This is a genomic window from Streptomyces melanogenes (assembly GCF_014649795.1).
Classification (GTDB): Bacteria; Actinomycetota; Actinomycetes; order Streptomycetales; family Streptomycetaceae; genus Streptomyces; species Streptomyces noboritoensis.
Genome location: NZ_BMTS01000001.1, coordinates 639,190 through 657,805, shown reverse-complemented (window position 1 = coordinate 657,805; position 18,616 = coordinate 639,190). Strand labels below are relative to the sequence as shown.

23 protein-coding genes are annotated in these 18,616 nt (G+C 71.7%); 8 read left to right on the top strand and 15 right to left on the bottom strand.

Annotated elements, in window-relative coordinates:
* Positions 1-22 precede the first annotated feature (22 nt).
* Positions 23-1,630 carry an alpha/beta hydrolase gene (locus IE252_RS03010; RefSeq protein ID WP_229847895.1) on the top strand — a complete coding sequence of 536 codons (1,608 nt, stop codon included), beginning with the start codon at positions 23-25 and terminating at the stop codon, positions 1,628-1,630.
* 61 nt (positions 1,631-1,691) lie between these two features.
* On the opposite strand, the gene IE252_RS03005 is transcribed toward IE252_RS03010, so the two are convergent.
* Positions 1,692-2,072: a YybH family protein gene (locus IE252_RS03005; protein WP_190087626.1), complete on the bottom strand. Its 381-nt coding sequence runs from the start codon at positions 2,070-2,072 to the stop codon at positions 1,692-1,694.
* 97 nt (positions 2,073-2,169) lie between these two features.
* Here IE252_RS03005 and IE252_RS03000 point away from each other — a divergent pair, with 97 nt between their 5' ends.
* Positions 2,170-3,066, top strand: a complete 897-nt coding sequence (locus IE252_RS03000; RefSeq protein ID WP_190087625.1) for a helix-turn-helix domain-containing protein — start codon at positions 2,170-2,172, stop codon at positions 3,064-3,066.
* Here IE252_RS03000 and IE252_RS02995 read toward each other — a convergent pair.
* Positions 3,057-3,707 carry a TetR/AcrR family transcriptional regulator gene (locus IE252_RS02995; RefSeq protein ID WP_190087624.1) on the bottom strand — a complete coding sequence of 217 codons (651 nt, stop codon included), beginning with the start codon at positions 3,705-3,707 and terminating at the stop codon, positions 3,057-3,059. The two genes, IE252_RS03000 and IE252_RS02995, sit on opposite strands and share 10 nt — an antisense overlap.
* Before the next feature lie 101 nt (positions 3,708-3,808).
* Between IE252_RS02995 and IE252_RS02990 the strand changes: the two genes are divergently transcribed.
* Positions 3,809-4,798: a threonine/serine dehydratase gene (locus IE252_RS02990; protein WP_190087623.1), complete on the top strand. Its 990-nt coding sequence runs from the start codon at positions 3,809-3,811 to the stop codon at positions 4,796-4,798.
* A 34-nt stretch (positions 4,799-4,832) separates the two neighbouring features.
* Here the strand turns inward: IE252_RS02990 and IE252_RS02985 are convergent, their stop codons facing one another.
* A complete protein-coding gene (locus IE252_RS02985; RefSeq protein WP_190087622.1) occupies positions 4,833-5,162 on the bottom strand; it encodes a helix-turn-helix transcriptional regulator in 330 nt (109 codons plus the stop codon).
* A gap of 138 nt (positions 5,163-5,300) precedes the next feature.
* Between IE252_RS02985 and IE252_RS02980 the strand changes: the two genes are divergently transcribed.
* Complete coding sequence (locus tag IE252_RS02980) at positions 5,301-5,723, top strand: STAS domain-containing protein (RefSeq protein WP_190087621.1); 423 nt, start codon at positions 5,301-5,303, stop codon at positions 5,721-5,723.
* A 3-nt stretch (positions 5,724-5,726) separates the two neighbouring features.
* Here IE252_RS02980 and IE252_RS02975 read toward each other — a convergent pair whose 3' ends face one another.
* The 3 genes from IE252_RS02975 to IE252_RS02965 form a co-directional block, all read right to left on the bottom strand.
* Complete coding sequence (locus tag IE252_RS02975) at positions 5,727-6,746, bottom strand: AraC-like ligand-binding domain-containing protein (RefSeq protein ID WP_190087620.1); 1,020 nt, start codon at positions 6,744-6,746, stop codon at positions 5,727-5,729.
* A 150-nt stretch (positions 6,747-6,896) separates the two neighbouring features.
* Complete coding sequence (locus tag IE252_RS02970) at positions 6,897-7,379, bottom strand: GDSL-type esterase/lipase family protein (protein WP_373298495.1); 483 nt, start codon at positions 7,377-7,379, stop codon at positions 6,897-6,899.
* Positions 7,316-7,696: a winged helix-turn-helix transcriptional regulator gene (locus IE252_RS02965; RefSeq protein ID WP_190087619.1), complete on the bottom strand. Its 381-nt coding sequence runs from the start codon at positions 7,694-7,696 to the stop codon at positions 7,316-7,318. Before IE252_RS02965 ends, IE252_RS02970 begins: the two co-directional genes overlap by 64 nt.
* 118 nt (positions 7,697-7,814) lie before the next feature.
* Between IE252_RS02965 and IE252_RS02960 the strand changes: the two genes are divergently transcribed.
* The gene (locus IE252_RS02960; RefSeq protein WP_190087618.1) at positions 7,815-8,762 is read left to right on the top strand and encodes an NADP-dependent oxidoreductase; all 948 of its coding nucleotides are present in this window, start codon (positions 7,815-7,817) and stop codon (positions 8,760-8,762) included.
* A gap of 43 nt (positions 8,763-8,805) precedes the next feature.
* Here IE252_RS02960 and IE252_RS02955 read toward each other — a convergent pair whose 3' ends face one another.
* Positions 8,806-9,624 (bottom strand): MerR family transcriptional regulator, encoded by an 819-nt coding sequence (locus IE252_RS02955; RefSeq protein ID WP_190087617.1) that lies wholly within the window; start codon positions 9,622-9,624, stop codon positions 8,806-8,808.
* A gap of 113 nt (positions 9,625-9,737) precedes the next feature.
* Here IE252_RS02955 and IE252_RS02950 point away from each other — a divergent pair, with 113 nt between their 5' ends.
* Positions 9,738-10,292, top strand: a complete 555-nt coding sequence (locus IE252_RS02950) for a DinB family protein (RefSeq protein ID WP_229847891.1) — start codon at positions 9,738-9,740, stop codon at positions 10,290-10,292.
* A gap of 27 nt (positions 10,293-10,319) precedes the next feature.
* On the opposite strand, the gene IE252_RS02945 is transcribed toward IE252_RS02950, so the two are convergent.
* From IE252_RS02945 to IE252_RS02925, 5 genes are all read right to left on the bottom strand, one after another.
* Complete coding sequence (locus tag IE252_RS02945) at positions 10,320-10,868, bottom strand: YciI family protein (protein WP_190087850.1); 549 nt, start codon at positions 10,866-10,868, stop codon at positions 10,320-10,322.
* 81 nt (positions 10,869-10,949) lie between these two features.
* Entirely contained in the window at positions 10,950-11,828 is an 879-nt protein-coding gene (locus IE252_RS02940; RefSeq protein ID WP_190087849.1) for an aminoglycoside phosphotransferase family protein, read from the bottom strand.
* A gap of 39 nt (positions 11,829-11,867) precedes the next feature.
* A complete protein-coding gene (locus tag IE252_RS02935) occupies positions 11,868-12,296 on the bottom strand; it encodes a VOC family protein (protein WP_190087615.1) in 429 nt (142 codons plus the stop codon).
* A gap of 346 nt (positions 12,297-12,642) precedes the next feature.
* Positions 12,643-13,650 (bottom strand): ALF repeat-containing protein, encoded by a 1,008-nt coding sequence (locus tag IE252_RS02930; protein WP_190087614.1) that lies wholly within the window; start codon positions 13,648-13,650, stop codon positions 12,643-12,645.
* 117 nt (positions 13,651-13,767) lie between these two features.
* Complete coding sequence (locus IE252_RS02925) at positions 13,768-14,829, bottom strand: M20 family metallopeptidase (RefSeq protein ID WP_190087848.1); 1,062 nt, start codon at positions 14,827-14,829, stop codon at positions 13,768-13,770.
* Positions 14,830-14,943: 114 nt separating this feature from the next.
* Between IE252_RS02925 and IE252_RS02920 the strand changes: the two genes are divergently transcribed.
* Positions 14,944-15,876: an aminoglycoside phosphotransferase family protein gene (locus tag IE252_RS02920; protein WP_190087613.1), complete on the top strand. Its 933-nt coding sequence runs from the start codon at positions 14,944-14,946 to the stop codon at positions 15,874-15,876.
* A 25-nt stretch (positions 15,877-15,901) separates the two neighbouring features.
* Here IE252_RS02920 and nadE read toward each other — a convergent pair whose 3' ends face one another.
* The 3 genes from nadE to IE252_RS02905 form a co-directional block, all read right to left on the bottom strand.
* The gene (gene nadE, locus IE252_RS02915; protein WP_190087612.1) at positions 15,902-16,732 is read right to left on the bottom strand and encodes an NAD(+) synthase; all 831 of its coding nucleotides are present in this window, start codon (positions 16,730-16,732) and stop codon (positions 15,902-15,904) included.
* A 43-nt stretch (positions 16,733-16,775) separates the two neighbouring features.
* Positions 16,776-17,405: an SMI1/KNR4 family protein gene (locus IE252_RS02910; RefSeq protein WP_190087611.1), complete on the bottom strand. Its 630-nt coding sequence runs from the start codon at positions 17,403-17,405 to the stop codon at positions 16,776-16,778.
* 94 nt (positions 17,406-17,499) lie between these two features.
* Positions 17,500-17,667: a hypothetical protein gene (locus tag IE252_RS02905; RefSeq protein ID WP_190087610.1), complete on the bottom strand. Its 168-nt coding sequence runs from the start codon at positions 17,665-17,667 to the stop codon at positions 17,500-17,502.
* A gap of 190 nt (positions 17,668-17,857) precedes the next feature.
* On the opposite strand from IE252_RS02905, the gene IE252_RS02900 reads away from it, so the two are divergent.
* Positions 17,858-18,307, top strand: a complete 450-nt coding sequence (locus tag IE252_RS02900) for a hypothetical protein (protein ID WP_190087609.1) — start codon at positions 17,858-17,860, stop codon at positions 18,305-18,307.
* The last annotated feature ends 309 nt before the right edge of the window (positions 18,308-18,616 follow it).

The following is an 18,616-nucleotide window of genomic DNA, read 5'->3' as shown; positions in this document are numbered from 1 at the left end:
GCGCGGACCGAGGAGGGCAACCATGCGAAGACCACTGGCACTGCTGGCCGTTGCGGTCTCCACCGTCCTACTGGGCAGCGCGGTCCCGGTCGCCGCGGCCCCCGACGGCGACAGCCGCGAGACCGACGCGGGCCGCCTCGCCTGGACGTCCTGCGGTGACGCCACGACCCCGGCGCTGCAGTGCGCCATGCTCGAAGTCCCGCTGGACTACGCCCATCCGGACGGCCGGAAGATCAAGCTCAAGCTCAACCGGCTGCCCGCCACCGCCCCGAAGGCAAAGCAGCAGGGCCCGATCCTGCTCAACCCGGGCGGCCCCGGGGACAGCGGTCTGTGGATGCCCGCCTACATCACCGGACAGATCCCGGCCGACGTCGCCTCGACGTACGACTGGATCGGCTTCGACCCGCGCGGCACCAACGGCAGCGAGCCCCATGTGGTCTGCGACGCCCACTACTTCGACGGCGAGCGGCCCGACTACCAGCTCGGCCACGGCACCGAGAAGGCGTGGCTGGGCAAGGCCGCGAAGTACGCCGCCGACTGCGCGGCGGACTGGAGCTGGATCCTGCCGCACATGACGACGGTGGACAGCGCCCGGGACATGGACCGCATCCGCGCGGCACTCGGCGCCAAGAAGATCAACTTCTACGGCGGTTCCTGGGGCACCTCGCTGGGCTCCACCTACGGCCAGCTGTTCCCCTCGCACGTGCGGCGCATGGTCCTGGACAGCATCGTCGGCCCCACCATCTCCTGGTACGACCACAACATCCTCCAGGACAAGGAGCACCAGCGGCGCTTCCGCGCCTTCGCCCAGTGGACGGCCAAGGCCGACTCGGTCTACCACCTCGGCACCGACGCGGACGCCGTGATCAAGAAGTACTACGCCGTGGAGGACGCGCTGCGCACCGCCCCGGTGTCCGCCGCGCCCGCCCCCGGCAAGATCGGCCCGGCCGAGTTCGAGGACACCTTCTACGGCGGCGGCTACAACTTCCTGCGCTGGCCCCGGATGGCCACGGTGCTCTCGGGCTACCTCACCCGGCACGACACCCGGCCGCTGACCATCGCCTACAACCGGTACGCCGCGCCGGGCGCCGACGACGGGGCCTTCCCCAACTACAACGCCACGCAGTGCACGGAGAGCGCCTGGCCCCGGGACTGGGAGTTCTGGAAGAAGGACCAGGCCAAAGTCAACGCGGTGGCGCCGTTCTACACGTACAACAACATGTGGTACAACGCCGCTTGCATGTTCTGGCCCTACCAGGGTGGCCCGGAGCGGCTGAAGATCACCGGCAAGGGTCTTCCGCCGGTGCTGCTGTTCCAGGCCACCGAGGACGCGGCCACGCCGTACGCCGGAGGGGTCGCGATGCACAAGGCGCTGCCCGGATCCAAGCTGGTCGTCCAGAACGGCGGCAGCTTCCACGAGGTCCTCTTCCACGGCAACGCCTGCCTGGACGACACCTTCGTGGCCTACCTGCGCGACGGAACCCTGCCCAGCGGCAAGGGGTTCATCGCCAAGACCTGCGCCCCCGAGGCCGACCCGGCACCGACGTACGTCGAGCCCACCCCGACCGCGAAGGCCGCCGTGACCGCGGTCTCGCCCACGGACCCGGAGGCGGTTCACGGCCGCTTCTGACCATCCGTCAAGCTGAACGGCCGCGTGTGCCCCCGGGACAGCCCCGGGGGCACACGTGGGTTCAGGCCGTGCCGAGCGGGTTGAGGAGGGCGAAGCGCCAGCCGCCGTCGGCGTCCCGGCGGGCGATGTTGGCGGTGGTTCCGGTCGGGGCGATCCGCTCGCCGTCGGGGCCGTCGATCTCCATGGTCCAGTCGGTGACCAGGAGGGCGGTGTCCGCGCCGACGAGCGTATGCCGCTGGACGTTCGTCAGCCTGCCGTGGGCCGCGACGGTTCCGCCGATCTCCGCACGCAGCGCCTCGGCGCCGACGATGTGCTCGCCGGTCACCGTACGCATGCCCGCACCCGGGGCGAACAGGGCCAGCACACCGTCGACGTCGCCGATGTTCAGCGCGTCCTGGAACAGCATCGGCAGCTTCACGGGGTCGGTGATGACAGGGGACATGGGCAAGCTCCTTGGCTACGAAGGGGTGTTGGTGACGGCCGTGACTCCACAGTGCCCGCGCGGCCGCCCTCCCCACGAGGTAGAGTCCGGACTCGACATGGTTGAAAGTGGACAGCGCGAGGTCATCGACATCGCCTACGACAATCCCGACCGGCTGCACACCGGTATCGAAGTGCTGACCTTCGATGTGCTGAAACCGCGTCTGAAGCGGTCAGTTGCCCGGCGGCCGAGTCGGCTCGACTTCCACCAGATCATGCTCGTTCGCGGCGGCTCGGGCACCGCGATGGTCGATTTCGTCACCTACCCGTGTGCCCGTGGCACGCTGCTGCACCTGCGGCCCGGCCAGGTGCAGCGGCTGCCTTACGGTACGGACGGCAGCCCCGCGACACTCGACGCCGTCCTGCTGATGTTCACCGCCGACTTCCCACCGCCGCTGCCCGCAACGCGCGAGGTGCTCGACGGGTTCGGCCCGGTCGCGTGGCATCTGCCGCCCGATGGGTTCGGGGCCTTCGAGCGCGCGGTGGCGGAGCTGGGGGCCGAGTACCAGGCACTGCGGGCGGCAACCGCCGACGTCGAGCTGACCGGTGCGTTGTTGCGCCAGCTCCTCGGTGCGCTGCTCATCCGCCTCGCGCGACTCCCCGACCCGGCCGGATGCCCCGTCCCCTCAGCGCCCGGAGCCGAGGTCTACCTCGCGTTCCGGCGCGAGTTGGAGCGCTCCTTCGCCGCCACCCGCTCCGTGGAGGAGTACGCCGCGCGGCTCGGCTACTCGCCCCGCACCCTCACGCGCGCGTGCCTGGCCGCCACCGGCCGCAGCGCCAAGCAGCTCGCCGACGCCCGCGTCGCCCTCCAGGCGCAGCGGCTGCTCGCCCACACCGATCTGCCCGTGGCCGCGATCGGCCGTGCGCTCGGCTTCACCGAGGCGACCAACTTCGGCAAGTTCTTCACCCGTGAGACCGGCCGCACCCCGGGCGACTTCCGCCGCGCTCAGCGGTGAGCGCGGGCGGGGTCGGCCGCGTCGATGAGCTGGCGCAGCGCCCCGAAGTAGACGTCGTGGCCCACCACGGCGGGCAGGATGGCGGCGATGTTCGCGGTCAGCACCGGGAAGTCTGCGGGGTCCAGCGCGGCCAGCGCGGTGCGGGTGGCGGCCTGGGCCGCGCCCGGGTCGCGGTGGTCGACGAAGCTCGCGCTGCCCAGGGTGAGCAGATACATCCGCCGGTAGCAGGCGATCGCCTCTTCGGGCGTCATCCCGACCGCGAGGGAATCGGCCAGCTGCGGCTCGACCAGGCGCTTGAGGAGCTGGGGGCCGAGCCAGGGCCGGGCGCCGCGCAGGGCGACCAGGCCCGGATGGGCGGCCAGCAGCTCGTACAGGGACCGGAAGCGGGCTTCGGTGGCCTCGGCCCAGGCGGTGCCGGGTTCGATGTCGGGCAGGGACGCGGCGAGGTGGTCCACGCACAGGTCGAGCAGCCCGGCCAGGTCCGTACAGCGGCGCTGGAGCGTGGCGTGGGAGATGCCGAGCCGGGCGGCCAGGGTCCGGAAGCTCAGGGCCGCGGAGCCTTCCCGGTCCACGATGAGCAGGGCGGTCTCGGCGATGCGCTCGGGGGTCGCGAGGTCGAGGGAAGCGGATTGCCTGGGCATGTGAGCCAGCGTACGGTACAGCGTATCGACCGTCATCGTCACTGCCTCTCGCGCGTCACAGCCCCGCACCGCCCGCCCTCTCCGCATGGGAGTCCCCCGACATGCACCAGCTCACGTACGGCGACGTCAAGGCGGCCGCCGACCGCGTCGCCGGACGCGTCCGCCCCGTCGTCCTCGCCCCGGTCGACGCCGGGGAGGTCCGCGCCGATGGCCCCGACGAGCCCGGCAAGGTGTGGCTGACGCTGGAGTTCATGCAGCACACCGGCTCGTTCAAGGCCCGTGGCGCGCAGAACTTCATCCAGGCCCACCGCGAGGCCGGGACCCTGCCGGGCGCCGGGGTGACGATCGCCTCCGGCGGCAACGCCGGGCTGGCCTGCGCCTGGGCCGCCCAGCAGCAGGGCGTCACCGCCACCGTCTTCCTGCCCACCACCGCGCCCGCCGTCAAGGTCGCCCGGCTGCGCGGCTTCGGCGCCGACGTGCGGCTGGTCGGTGCGGAGTACGCGGACGCCCTGGCCGCGTGCGAGGACTTCGCCGCCACGACCGGCGCGCTCGCCTCGCACGCGTACGACCACCCGCTCATCGCCGCCGGGGCCGGCACCCTGCTGGAGGAGATCGTCCAGCAGGTACCCGACCTGGACACCGTGGTGGTCGCGGTCGGCGGCGGGGGGCTGTTCGCAGGCGTCGCCACCGCCGCCCGGCACCACGGCGTACGCGTCGTCGCGGTCGAGCCGGAGAACTGCCGCGCGCTGAACGCCGCGATCGGGGCGGGCCATCCGGTCGACGTCACGGTCGACTCGGTCGCCGCCGACGCCCTCGGCGCGCGCCGCGTATCGAGGATGGCCGTGCACGCCGCCCAACGGGCCGACATGCACTCCGTGCTCGTACCCGACAGCGAGATCGTGCGCGCCCGGCAGGCGCTGTGGGACCAGCGTCGTATCGCGGTGGAGCACGCCGCCGCGACCGCGCTCGCGGCCCTCACCGCACCGCGGCAGGGTGGCTACCGGCCCGGCCCGGGCGAGAAGGTGGCCGTCGTCCTCTGCGGCGCCAACACGGACCCCGGCGACCTCACCCGCCCGGTGGACCAGGGCTGATCAAAGGCGAAAACTCATCGCCCGACGGGCGCGGTCACCGGTGCCGGGGCTGCTTTCCGCGCTGTTCGTCGTGCTGCGCCAGGACCGCGAGCAGGGTCGCCACGGTCACTCCGGCCTCGGCCGGGTGCCGCAGCGGGGTGCCCGGCTCGATGCGGTAGGTGTTGGAACGGCCCTGCCGGGTGTGGGAGAGATATCCGGCTTCTTCCAAGTCGGCGATGATTCTCTGGACGGCGCGCTCGGTGAGCCGGCAGTGCGCGGCGATGTCGCGTATCCGGACGGTGGGGTCGTCGGCGATCGCGGCCAGCACGCGCGCGTGGTTGGTCAAGAACGTCCAACCCGCATGCGGTTCAGGTACGGCACCCATCCCCTCAGCGTAGGACGCAGCATTCGCGCATACAAATAGACGAAATACTTTTCATGTATCTCTTGACGCATCAGGGATGGAGGCGGAACCTGAAGGAAGCCGAGCAGGGCACCGGCGGACGCCTGGGGAGCCAATGCCATGCCAGAGCACGCAATACCCGCACAGCTCAACCGCGGGGGCACCACCTACGCGGCACCGGCCTTCTCGCCGAGCGGCCGGCCACTGCCGCGCCTTGAGATCGAGGTCCGCCCGGCGGGCGACCGGCAGCTGGTCGTGGTCACCGGCGAGGTCGACATCGACGCGGACCACCTGCTGCACAGCACACTGCGTGCGGCTCTCGACCGGTCGCGCCGGGGCGTCGACCTCGACTTGAGCAGGGTCGACTTCTGCGACTGCTCCGGCCTCAACATCCTGCTGCGCATCCGACAACGCGCACTCCGTGACGGCAAGACGCTGTGCGTGCGCGCCGCGAGCGGCGCCGTGCGCCGACTGCTGACGGTCACCCACACCGTGCCGCTGCTCGGCCCCGCCGACCGCGGGATGTCGTCCCCCGCGCCCTGAAATCTAGGTCCGCGCGACCTGCGGGGAGGGCTTCTCGACGTTCCGTGCGATGCCGGGGCGCCGGGTGGCCGCGCGGTGTTCCGTGGGGGTGATGCCGTACGCCTCGCGGAACGCGCGACTGAAGGCGGTGGCGCCGACGAAGCCCCAACGGGCCGCGATCGCCTGCACGGACTGGTGGCCCAGCTCGGGACGGGCGAGGTCGGCGTGACAGCGTGCGAGGCGCCGCCGACGGATGGACTCCGCCACACTCGCGGGCTGGTCGCGAAAGAGCGCGTACAGGCCGCGCAGGGAGATGTGGTGCCGGTCGGCCACCAGTTGGGGAGTCAGGGTCGGATCGCCGAGGTTGTCGTCGATGAAACGGAGGACCTGTCGCAGCATCACCTGGGCGCGGGCATCGGCGGGTATCTCCTCGGGGGCGTCGAGTTGCTGCGCCAGACACGCCGTGGCCAGGTCGAGGGCGACCGATCCCATACGGCGCAACTCCTCCGGGCGGCAGGTGGGTCCACGGCGGATCAGCGTGGCGAGGAAGTCCGCGAGGATCGCCGCCGTTCCCCCGCCCGCGCCGAGGTGCCGGGCGATGAGGCGGTCCACCCGGTCCGACCGCAGCGGCAGGGCGGAACGGGGGATCTGCAGCATGACCGCCTGGGCCTGCCCGCCGTCGCCGGAGCGGCAGGTGGTCTCCATCGGGCGGGACGTGTTCGTCAGCACCAGGCCCCCCGTGACCAGCGACTCGTTGCCCAACTGGGCCGTCCTGAAGGCGCCTTGGGTCACCAGCGCCAGCTGGTACTGCTCGGGATCCCCCTGCCGTACGTGTGCCCGGCTCCGGCGCGAGGAGACCGCCGAGAAGGTGAACGTCGACATCTGCACCACGCCGAGATCCAGATGCGAGATCTCGGCGCGGAAGTCGGCCGGGCTGGGCGCGCGGAGCGCGACGGGCATCAACTCGGTGGACAGTGTTTCGCGGAACCATTCGAATCTGTCCCCCGGCGCGACGGCGTCCGCCGACGCCTGTGACCACCCCATGCTCTCTCCCCCTGTTCGCGGTGTGACGCCGCACCTGTCCTCCACCGACGGAGACGCGCCCCGCCCCCTCCCCCTGTCACAAGATCGATTATCGGCTGCCGCCCGTTCCCGCCGGTGATCGGACAAACCGCTTTGGCGCGGCGTACGCCCTCACAGCCCGAGGTAGGTGAGGTCGACCGCGTCGGCCATCGTGCGGGTGCCCTCGTCGTTGAGGTGGAGGTGGTCACCGCTGTCGAGATCGGGGCGGATGGAGCCGGGGGCGTCCGGGTCCTGGACCGCGGCCGCGACGTCGACGACCGCGTCGAAGACGGTCGACGTGCGGATCCAGTCGTTCACCTCGCGGCGGATCGCCCGGCCTTCAAGGCTGTCGACCCCCGGGTAGATCGTGCCCGCGTACGGGCCCATGGTCGTGCCGATGGTGGTCAGCCCGGCGGAACAGGCCTTCGCGGCGAGCGCGGTGTAGCCCGCGATCAGGTCCTCGGCGGTGGCGGGCGGTTCGCCGGTCATGCCCGGAAGGCCGAGGTCGTTGAGGCCGAAGTGGAAGAGCACGTGGGTGGCGCCGGGCACGGTCAGGACGTCGCGTCGTAACTGGACCTGGCCGCCAGGACCTCGTCCATGTTCTGCTCCGCCCACGTCTTGATCGCCTGCATCACCGGGATCAGGCTCTCGCCGAGGGGCGTGAGGGCGTAGTCGGCCCGGACCGGCACCGTCGGCGTCACGGTGCGGGTCACCAGTCCGTCGCGTTCGAGGGCGCGCAGGCTCTGGGTGAGCATCTTCTGGCTGACGCTGGCGAGCTTGTGGGACAGGTGGGTGTAGCGCTGGGGGCCGTCGGCGAGCGCGTTGACGATCAGGCTGACCCACTTGTTGCTGATGCGGTCCAGCAGGTGCCGTGCGGGGCACTCGGCGAGGTAGGCGTCATAGGCGGCCTGCGCGTCGGCTCTCTTCGTCATGGCGTTCCCGCTCTCCTTCCCGTGCCATAGGCACCTTGAAGTGCCCTCTTCCTCCTGGAGAGTAGCTCTCCATAGGGTCGTTGGTGTCAACGCGGCGGAAATACGTGGGGAGTTGCACATGCGCGCGATCGTGGTGCGAGCGGTGGGCGGACCGGAGGCGCTGGGGCTGGTGGACGTGCCGGTGCCGGTCACCGGTACGGGGCAGGTACGTATACGTGTGGAGGCGGCGGCGGTGAACCCGGTGGACGCGGCGACCCGTTCCGGGGACCTCATCGCGGCGGGCCTGATGCCGCCCCGCGAGGCCATCGGCGCCGGCATCGGCATCGGTTGGGACGTCGCCGGGCGGATCGACGAAGTCGGCCCGGGAGTTGCGGCGTTCGCCCCGGGTGACCGGGTCATCGGGCTGCGGGACAGGCTCGACCTCTCCCTGGGCGCATACGCCGAGTACATCGTGCTGGACGCCACGGCGGTGGCGCACGCCCCCGACCGGCTGTCGCCGGTGGAGGCGGCCACCCTGCCGCTGAACGGCCTCACCGCGCTCCAGTCCCTGGACCTGCTCGATCTGGCGCCGGGCTCGACCCTGCTGGTCACGGGCGCGGCGGGGGCGGTGGGCGGCTTCGCCGTGGAGCTGGCGGCGCTGCGCGGGATACGGGTGGTGGCGTGCGCCGGCCCCGGCGACGAGGCGTTCGTACGAGCCGCCGGGGCCCAGTGGTTCGTCCCCCGCTCCTCCGAACTCACCGCAGCCGTACGGGAGCTGGTGCCCGGCGGGGTGGACGGCGCGCTCGACGCCGCCGTGGCCGGGATCACGGCGCTGGGGGCCGTACGCAACCGGGGCGCCTTCGTCTCCGTCGTCGGCGGCGCCGCGCCCACCCCGCTGCGCGGCATCACCGTGACCGAGGAGTGGATCGCGGCCGACGGTCCCGCCCTCGCCCACCTCGCCGCACTGGCCGATACGGGCAGGCTCACCCCGCGCGTCGCCGACACCCTCCCCCTGCACCGGGCGGGCGAAGCGCACCGCCTGCTGGCCAAGGGAGGGATCCGGGGCAGGTTGGTGCTCGTACCGTGACGCAAACCCGGGCGGCGAGAGCCGTGGTAACACGGCCTTCGGGTCAGATCTTGGCGATCGGCGCCTGCAGTTCGGTCACCCACTCGTCGCGGTCCTCCGGGCACTCCAGGTTGATCTCCCGGGGGTAGCCCGCCGACCGGTAGCCGTTGTCGTCGATCCAGTGGGCCAGGGTCTGCGCCGTGGGCAGCACGACGTCCATCGAGCCGCGGTGCACGATCGTCGCCGCTTCGACGGGCGGCAGGTCGAGCACCTGGAAGGCGCCGTCCTGGAGGGGCGCCGCGACCTGGATGGCGGCGTGGACGACGATCCCGCCGTTGCCCTCCGAGGCGTCCTCGTAATAGGCGATCCCCGGGCCCACGGGCGTGACTCCGGCCTCGCCGAGGCGCCGGAACAACTCCTTGTACAGCGGCCCGATGACCGGGCCGATCTCCTGCGGCCCGAAGCTCGCGGCGGTCCCGGTCAGCTCGGCCACCCGGATCGCCGGGACGGTCTTGATGACGACGTCGTTCGTGGGCATGTGCCCCTCGCTCTCGATCGACCGGAGCCTCGCCTCGACCTGCACCAACCGCGCCGCCGCCGCGGCCATCGCGGCCTCCAGCTCGGCCTGCCGCAGCCGCAGCATGCCGCGCAGCTCCTCGGTGGTGACCTTGCCGTCCAGGATCTCCTGGACCTGCTGAAGGGTGAACCCGAGGTCCTTGAGCGCGATGACGCGGTTGAGGCGGGCCAGCTGGGCGGCCGTGTAGTAGCGGTAGCCGCTGGCGGGGTCGACATGGGCGGGCCGCAGCAGACCGGTCGCGTCGTAGTGACGCAGCATCCGGACCGAGACGCGACCGTGCCGGGCGAAGTCTCCGATGGTGAACATGATGGCTCCGAGTTCAGCGCCTGACACGGTGTGAGGGTCAAACGACCCTAGTGGTGGGGGCGGAAGACAGGGTTGCCGGGGCGCCGCGACGGCCGTGGGTGATGATTGCGCGCGTGACTACCTCAACCAGAAGAGCCGAACTGTTCACCGGAGACGGACCCGACCAGCGGTTCGGCGGACCCGCGACCGGCGACGAACTGCCCATGCTCCTCGGCTTCCTCGCGGATCAGCGCGCGACCCTGGAGTTGAAGTGCGCGGGCCTGGGTACGGAGCTGGCCGCGCGGGCCGTGGAACCGTCCACGCTCTCCCTGCTCGGCCTGGTCCGCCACCTCGCCCATGTGGAACGCCACTGGTTCCGCCGCGTGCTGGCCGAGCAGGAGGCTCCGCCCCTCTTCTCCACCCCCGAGAGCCCCGACGGGGACTTCGACGACGCCGCGTCCGACGCCCCGGAGGCGATCGCGGAGGCCTGGCAGGCCTGGCGGGACGAGGTCGCGTACGCCGACGACTTCGCCCGGCGGGCCCCCCACCTGGACATCCAGGGCGACGACGCGTGGCGCGGGACGGTGTCGCTGCGGTGGGTGCTCATCCACATGATCGAGGAGTACGCCCGGCACAACGGCCACGCCGACCTGCTCCGCGAGCGGATCGACGGCGCCAGGGGGCTGTGAGCACCCGCGCAACCCGCCCCCTGCCGACTACCGCCGTCCGCCGAACTGCCAGTCGTGGACCTCGATGTCGGCATACCGGTCGCGGGTGAGTACGGCGCGCGCGGCGTCCGCGTCCGGGGCCCGGACGAGCGCCGCCGTACCCACCCAGGTGACCCCGTCGTCCGACAGCAGCGGACCGTACGCAATCAGGTCGTCCCGGTCCGGCGGCACCACCAGGTCGGCGGGCTCCCCCTCGCCGAGGCCGAGCACGAGGTAGCGGTTGCCGCCGGTCCGGCCGCCGGGGAAGTCCCACATGGTGCGCCCCAGCAGGTTGCGCCACCGCCGTATCAGCACGTCCCGGTACGCACCCGCCTGGTAGTTGGGCTCGTCGAAGGCGAACGCGCGGGCCGCGGCCGGGTCCGGCAGGTCGACGATGTGCACGCTGCCGCTGGGCGTCTCACCGTCGGCGGCGAAGGTCGGACCGCGGGCGATCAGCTCCTTCTCGTACCCGTCCATGGAGGACCAGTGGGCTTCCAGCAGTTCGTCGCGCAGCTTGACGGAGTCGGGCCGGTCGCGGTGGTAGCAGAAGAACTCCATGGCCACGGAGTCTCCCCGACGTGCGGCCGTATCTCAACGGGCTTTCGGGGAGGCCGTGGACCTGCGCCGCGAGGGCGGTTCTCAGGTGGCTTCCAGCACGCGCTCCAGCGTCGCCCGGCCCGCGGGTCCCCAGGTCTGCTTGCCGCCGGGAAGCCCGCGCTCCCAGGCCCGCCCGATGGCGACGAGGCCCAGGCCTCGGAGCACGGCCCAGCCCCGTGCGCGTCGGATCGTGGCCGCGTCCGCGTCGGCGTACGCCTCGAAGAACCGCGAAGCCGAGCCCGCCGGGAGCAGCAGCCACGCGGCCGAGAGGTCCGTCGCCGGGTCACCGGCGCAGAGCTCACCGAAGTCGAGCACACCCGTGAGCGTGCCGTCCGAGACGACCACGTTGGCGGGGTGGAGGTCACCGTGGAGCCACACCGGCGGGCCCGCCCAGTCAGGAGCCGACACCGCGTCCTCCCAGATGTCCCGGATACCTGCGGGCACGCGGGAGGCGAGGGTTTGGAGTTGCTTCTCCACATCGTGCGTGAAGGGTGCGAGGGGGACGCCGCGCGTCGGGTTGGCCGGAGCCCCGGCGGGGGCGCCCTGGTGGAGTGCTCGCAGGAAGCCCGCCAAGGTGTCGGCCGCTCGGTGCCCATCGGTGACCGGGACGCGGTCGGCCGGCTCGCCGGGAACCCACTTCGCGACGGTCCACACCGCCGGGAACAGCGCGGACGGCTCCCCCGTCCGCAGCGGTGTCGGGACCGGGAGCGGTAGGCCCGGAGCGAGCACGGGCAGCCAGCGGTGCTCCTTGCGGAGGAGGTCGGGCGCGCGTTCCGTGCGCGGCATGCGGACGGCAAACTCGTCGCCGAGCCGCCACAGTTGGTTGTCCCAGCCGCCCTCCACCGGGCGCAGGCCGAGCCCGGCGAGGTCCGGATGCTGCGCGTGCAGGAGGGATCGCACCAACCCCGTGTCGATGCTCATACTGTCCACGGATGAGGCTCCTGTCCGTCGTGGCATCGACTACGGCCGGATGTAGGGACGGGTCATGATCTCCATGTTGTGGCCGTCCGGGTCCTTGACGTAGGCGCCCCGGCCGCCGAAGAGACCGTTGGTCCGCCCCGGTTCGGTGTGGTCGGGGTCGGCGTAGTAGGTGACTCCCACCGCCTCCAGGCGGCCGATCATCGCGTTGAACCGCTCCTCGGGAACCAGGAACGCGTAGTGCTGCGACTGGATCGGCTCGTCCCTCTTCTCGTAGTAGTCGAGGGTGACACCGTTGCCGAGGTCGACGGGCAGGAACGGCCCGAACGGGGCGCCGACCTTCAACCCCAGGATCGCGGCGAGGAACTCGGCCGACAGGTGCCGGTCGCCGGCGTACACGGCGGTGTGGTTGAGCTGGACAGCGGGCGCGGAGGAGTGCGGGTGGTGCGGGTGGTTCTGGTCGTACGACATCGGTGAGGTTTCTCCGGGTGGTTTCCGAGGCTGCGAGCCTCTGGACTCGCTGGGACGCGGCGCCGTAGGCGGGCGCCGGACAGGAAGACGCGGAGAAAAGGGCGGGGCTCTTGCCCGCCTCGCGCTCACGCCGAGGCCGGGGAACCCACTCGTACATGGCTCAAGGCCGACCCGGCAGTCACCTCACGGACATTAATGGCTGGTCACGGGCTGATGCAACACCGTTCCGTGCAACCAATCGGCCCCATGCCCGGGCCTGTTGGCGTGGGCATGGGGCCGGTGAGGGCGGCGCGGAGGGCGGCCAGGGTGTACAGCTCCCCCTGGGCCGTGAGGAATACGGGTGCCGCTATCCCTCGGCCGACTTGCGACGCCGGGACGCGAACAGCAGGCCCGCGCCTCCGGCGAGTGCGAGCGCGGTGCCGCCCGCGGCCCAGGGCAGTGCGGAACCGGCTCCGGTGGAGGCGAGCCCGGCGCTGCCGCCGTCGGCCGTGGTCTTGTGCTGCGGCTTCTTCGCCGCGGCGGGCTCGGCGCCGTCCGTCTTCTTCTCGTCGGCCGGGGACGGCTTGCCGCCCTTGTCCTCGTCGGGCTTGCCCGGCTCCGGCTTCGGCTTGGGGGTCGGCTTGTTCTTCGCCGCCGCGTCGGCCTCGTCCTTCTTGCGCGCCTCGAACTGGCCCTTGTCGAGGAAGGCCTGGACGTCCTCGGGAGTACCCTGGAGCGCCTTCTTCCCGGCCGCCTTCACCGCCGGGCCGCCGCCGTTGATGATTTTGCTGGCCAGGACGCGGTTGTCGAGGGCGCGGGCCGTGAACTGGTCCACTTCGAGGAACTGCTTGATGGACTCGGGGGTGTCCTCGTCCAGAGCCTTGCGCCCGGCCTCGCGGACCGCCCGCCCGCCCGTGCTGATGATCTGCGCGGTGCGCACCCGGTCGTCGTCGAAGCGGGCGATGTACTGGCCGGTCTCCAGGAACCTCACACGGTCCTGCGGAGTGCCCTTGAGCGCCTTCTTGCCCGCTTCCTGCACCCCCGGGCCGCCCGCGCTGATGATCCTCGAGATCAGCACCTCGTTGTCTTCGTCCCGGGCGGTGAACTGGTCGACCTCGAGGAAGTGCCGCATCGCCGCGGCCCCTCCATCGAGCGCCTTGGTCGCGGCCTCCTTGAGGCCGCGGCCCGCGTCCTTGGCCGCCATCAGCCGGAGGATCTCGGCCCGGTCCTCCTTCTCCTGCTGTTCAGGCGTCAGGGCGGAGGCCTTCGCACCCGCACCCGAGACGGTGTGCGCCTTGGTGGTGTCGGCGGCGAAGGCCGGAGAGGCGAGCAGAACGGCCGGTGCGATGGCAGCGGATACGACAAGAGTCGACATGCGGGTCAACTTCATGTGGTTCCCCCGGTTTCTCAAGAAAGTCAGACAAGTAAGACAAGGTCGCCCACATCATAAGCGGACGTTGACCTTCCCTTTACCTCCGGCCCCTTCGCCCCGCTACACGCCCCGAATCGCGTTCACCAGCCCCGTGACGAGGCTGGCCCGCTCGGCCATCGCCTCGACCACCACGTACTCGTGGTCGGCGTGGGCACCGCCTCCGACCGCGCCCAAGCCGTCGAGTGTCGGAACCCCCAGCGCGGCCGTGAAGTTGCCGTCACTGCCACCGCCGACGGCCACACCCTCGATCCCCGGATGCAACTTCCGTGCCACCGCGAAGAGTTCGGCCGACGCCGACTCGGGCATCGGGGGTCGGCCGACGGCTCCCTCGACCGTGATCCGCGCTTCGTCGAGGTGCGGCGCCAGGGCCGCGAACGCCGCTTCGATACGTTCCTTCTCCTCGGCCGACTCCACGCGGACGTCGACGACGACGGTCGCCTCGGCGGGAACGACGTTGTCCAGGGTCCCCGCGGCCGCGACGGTCGGGGTGACGGTCGTGCCGATGTCGGGGCGGCCGAGCGCCGCGATGTCAAGGACTTGGTGGGCCGCCTCGACCAGGGCGTTGACCCCGGCCGCTGGTTCGAGTCCGGCGTGCGAGGCCCGGCCCGCGATCGAGACCCGGAACGTGCCGCAGCCCTTGCGGCCGGTCTTCAGTCCGCCGCCGTCGGCGGCCCCCTCGAAGACGAGCACGGCGCCGCACGCGAGGGCCCGTTCCTCGATCAGCGCACGGGAGGAGCCGGAGCCGACCTCCTCGTCGGCGGTCACCAGGATCTCGACACCGGAGAGGTCGTCGAGCGCCGCCAGCCCATGGACGGCCTGCACCAGACCGCCCAGCATGTCGAAGACACCGGGACCGGTCGCCCGCCCGCCCTCGACCCGGAACGGACGGCACGCGAGCGTACCGAGCGGAAACACCGTGTCGTGGTGCCCGAGGATCAGTACGCGCGGCTCACCACCGCCCGACCAGTGGACATGCGGCCCGGCCTCGCTCTCGACGAGAACCGCCGTCCCGCCGAGACGCCTCTCGATGAAGGCGGCGACGGATTTGGCCGAGGCCGCCAAGGCCTCCAGATCGCGCGAGGGAGACTCGACTTCGACGAGTGTCCTGAGGTCCTCGATCATCGCGTCGACACTCACGTCGACCCTCTTGTGCGTGCTCACGCGGTCAGCGTACTTGCCCGCTGCATGACACCGATTCCTTGGCCTCGGGGCCCATCAGGCGCGTAACGTGCCCGGATGATCGTGATACCGGAGGTGTTCGCGCGTACCACCGTCGAGCGCGAAGGAGAACCCGGCGCGGCGTGGCTCGCCGGGCTGCCCGCCATCGTCGACGGGCTGCTGGACCGCTGGGGGTGCGTGCCCGACGGCGAGGTGATGCACGGCGGTGTCGGGGTGATCGTCCCGGTGCGCCGGCCGGCGGAGGGCCCCGCCGTGCTGAAGGTGTCGTTTCCGCATCCGGGCAACGTCCACGAGCCGGACGCGTTCGTCGCGTGGGGCGGGCGCGGCGCGGTCCTGCTGTACGAACGCGACGACGACCGGTTCGCGATGCTGCTGGAACGGGCGCGGACGTCGACCCTGGAGGACGTCCAGGACGGCGACGAGGTGGTGACGGTCGCCGGGCGCCTCAATCGCCGACTGGCCGTCCCCGCGCCGCCCGGGCTGCCCCGGCTGCGGGAGCAGGCCGACGCCTGGGAGGAGCAGCTGGGCAAGGACGCCGCGGAACTGACGCACGCGCTGTCGTCCCGTGTGGTGGACGCCGCGGTGGCCACCGTCCGCGAACTGGGCCGCACCCAGCCGGACACTCTCATCCACGGCGACCTCCACGCCCGCAACATCCTGCGCGCCGACCGCGAGCCCTGGCTGGCCGTCGACCCCAAGGGATACGCGGGAGACCCCGCCTACGACGGCGGCACGCTACTGAAGACCCGCGCGCTGGCGCTCCTGGCGGCGGACGGCCTTGGCAAGGCCGTCCACCGCACCCTCGACGTCTTCGCCGAGGCGGCGGAACTCGACCGCGAACGCACCCGGCGGTGGGCCCAGTTCCACGCCGTCCAGACCGCGTTCTGGGGCCGCCGCCACGGTTTCCGCATCGCGCGCAGCGGCCCGTGGCTGGACCGGCTCACCGAATTCGCCGACCACCTGGCGGGGGTGCTGACGGAGGGCTCGTAGGCGCCGGACAGGGCCCGGGCACCCCTTACGGGGCGACCGGCAGCTGGCGCTTGTGTTCGGTGAGGCGGTAGCGGTGGACGATCGTCTCGAAGGCGCGCTCGGCCACCGGCTTTCCCTCCAGGAAGTCGTCGATGTCGTCGTACGTGACACCGAGCGCGTCCTCGTCGGCCTTGCCCGGGTCGAGGGTCTCCAGGTCGGCCGTCGGGGTCTTCCACACCAGCTCGGCGGGCGCGCCCAGGGCGTCCGCGACCGCGCGCACCCGGCGCTTTGTCAGGCCCGTCAGCGGGACGAGGTCGGCCGCGCCGTCGCCGAACTTGGTGAAGAACCCGGACACCGCCTCGGCGGCGTGGTCGGTGCCGACGACCAGGCCGTCGTGCGCCCCGGCCACCGCGTACTGGGCGATCATGCGCTGGCGCGCCTTGATGTTGCCGTGCACGAAGTCCTGGTGGTGGGCGTCGCGGAAGCCGACCTCGGCGGCGAGCGCGGCTTCGAGGGCGGCGTCGCTCGCGGGCTTGATGTCCACGGTCAGCACGTGGTCGGCCCGGATGAAGGAGAGCGCGAGCTGGGCGTCGTGCTCGTCGGCCTGGACACCGTACGGCAGGCGCATCGCGTAGAACCGCGCCTCGTGCCCGGCGGCCCGGGCCCGCTCGACGGCGAGCTGGCACAGGCGGCCGGTGGTGGTGGAGTCGACGCCGCCGCTGATGCCGAGCACGAGGGAGCGCAGACCGGTGGAGGTCAGCCGCTCGGCGAGGAAGGCCACCCGGCGCTCGATCTCCCGCTCGGCCTCGAAGGTCTCGGCGACCTGGAGGTCCCGGGCGATCTCCTGCTGCAGGGCGGTGGACGCCGGCTCGCTCACGTCTGCTCCTTGTTCCGGTTCACGGTGTGCTGGTGGTCCCACCCTACCCAGGGGGTACGGGGTGCCCGACGCGGCCGGTGGGCACGGCGCCGGGCCGGTCGGCGGACATCCGGTCGGCGGACATGCTGAGGAACTCCTGGTACATGTCCTCCATGAAGTGCTTGAACGTCTCGTGGCGCCTGGGCGGCGCCGCGCGCCAGGCGGCATACGTATAGACGGCCCACTCGCCGTGCTCGTCCACGTCGTCCGGATCCAGCAGGACGTCCACCATGTCGGACTCCACGGCCAGCTGGAGTGAGCGCGCCCACACCCCGGCCTCCCGGACCTCCTCGTCGTCCGCGTCCTCGCCGAGCTCCTCCAGCAGGTCCTTGCTCAGCCCGTGGGCGTCCCCGCACCAGTCGATGCGCTCGGTCCCGGCCAGCAGGTACACGAAGTGGCCCGGGTACCGCCAGCCGTCGGTGACCTGGAGGAACGACCGCAGCGACGGTGGCAGCGCAAGCCCGATGCGCTGCTCCAGCGCGGCGAGGCGCTCCTCATTGGCGGGCGCGAACCCCAGCCAGCGCGCCGCGTGGGCATCCCGGTCCCCGTCCCGCGTCTCGTGCTCCGCGTCGTACACATCGGCCCGCTCCGCGCTCCAGCGCTCGAGGAACGGCCGCCATTCGTATCGCCTCATGTCCCGATGGTGACACCCGCCACTGACAACTCGCCCCGGGGCAGGGCGGGTACGACGTTTCCCCTGGCCGGAAGGCCGGCGACGCGTCGGCCTCTCATGTGCCGACGCGCCTCCAGCTCCCCCGCGCCGCCAGGGCGAGCACGGCACTGATGACGAGGTCCCCGACGCGGCTCGCCTTGTCGGCGTCCTTCACCGCATTGATGAATCCGCCCAGCGCGAGAGCGGTGAGCATGAGGGCGAAGAGGACCCAGAAGACTTTCACGACGCCTCCATGGCGACTCCGGGATGCCGACGGAGCGGCCAACATAATGGCGACGCACAGGAGTTACCGGACGAACACCGCAAGGATGCCCCGTCCGGGTGGACTTCCGCGTGGACCGCTGACGCACCCCTCCCACGCCCCGACGCCGGAGATCTTGTGCCGTACAACCCCGCATCCGTAAGTTGTCCCGATGGGCATCTTCGACAGACTCACCGGCACCCGGTACCCCGACACCGGTGTCGCGGCGCGGTCGGCCGCGGAGGTCCGGGCCGCGCTGCTCGCGGTCAACGGGCCGGACGTGCCGTTCGTCGTGCGCAACGGTGCCCCTACCGAGCGCGCCGATCTGGTGGCGGTGTGCCGGGTCCGGGAGCTGGGCATGACCGTGCGCACCCGAATGCGTCTGGTCCCGGGGCAGCACGAGGTGCGGGCGATCGACGAGCAGTGGGACGCGCAGACGCGTGAGTACGCGCGCGGACAGGTGACCGGCGTCGCCCGCGACTGGACGGTCGAGCGCGGCACCGACGGCCGCCCGCAGATCACCGAGGGCGCGCGCTTCGACTTCGCGGCGATGAAGAACCCCCTGCGGGGTGCGGTCCTGGACGCGGGTTGGACCTGGCGGGGAGTCGTCTTCCGGCTCTGACCACTCGAGGTTCCGTACGCGTATACGTCGCCCCCCAACAGCCGGGCCATCCCCAGATTTTGGGATACGGCGCCCGTGATGAGCTGCCATAGCCTGCCGGGGACGCGTCGAAGCGTACGGCGGCATACGTATCTGACGTGAGCCGCGTATCCGAGAGGAGAACCTCATGATCGTGCAGCTCGAGTTCCAGCGGGCCCGACGGATGTACCCCCCGGCCCACCACCACTCCGGGATCGCTCCCGTGTTCACGTGGAAGAAGGACTGACCGTTTAGAGGTCGTTCGGTTCCGGGAGCCGCCGTCTCGGCGGC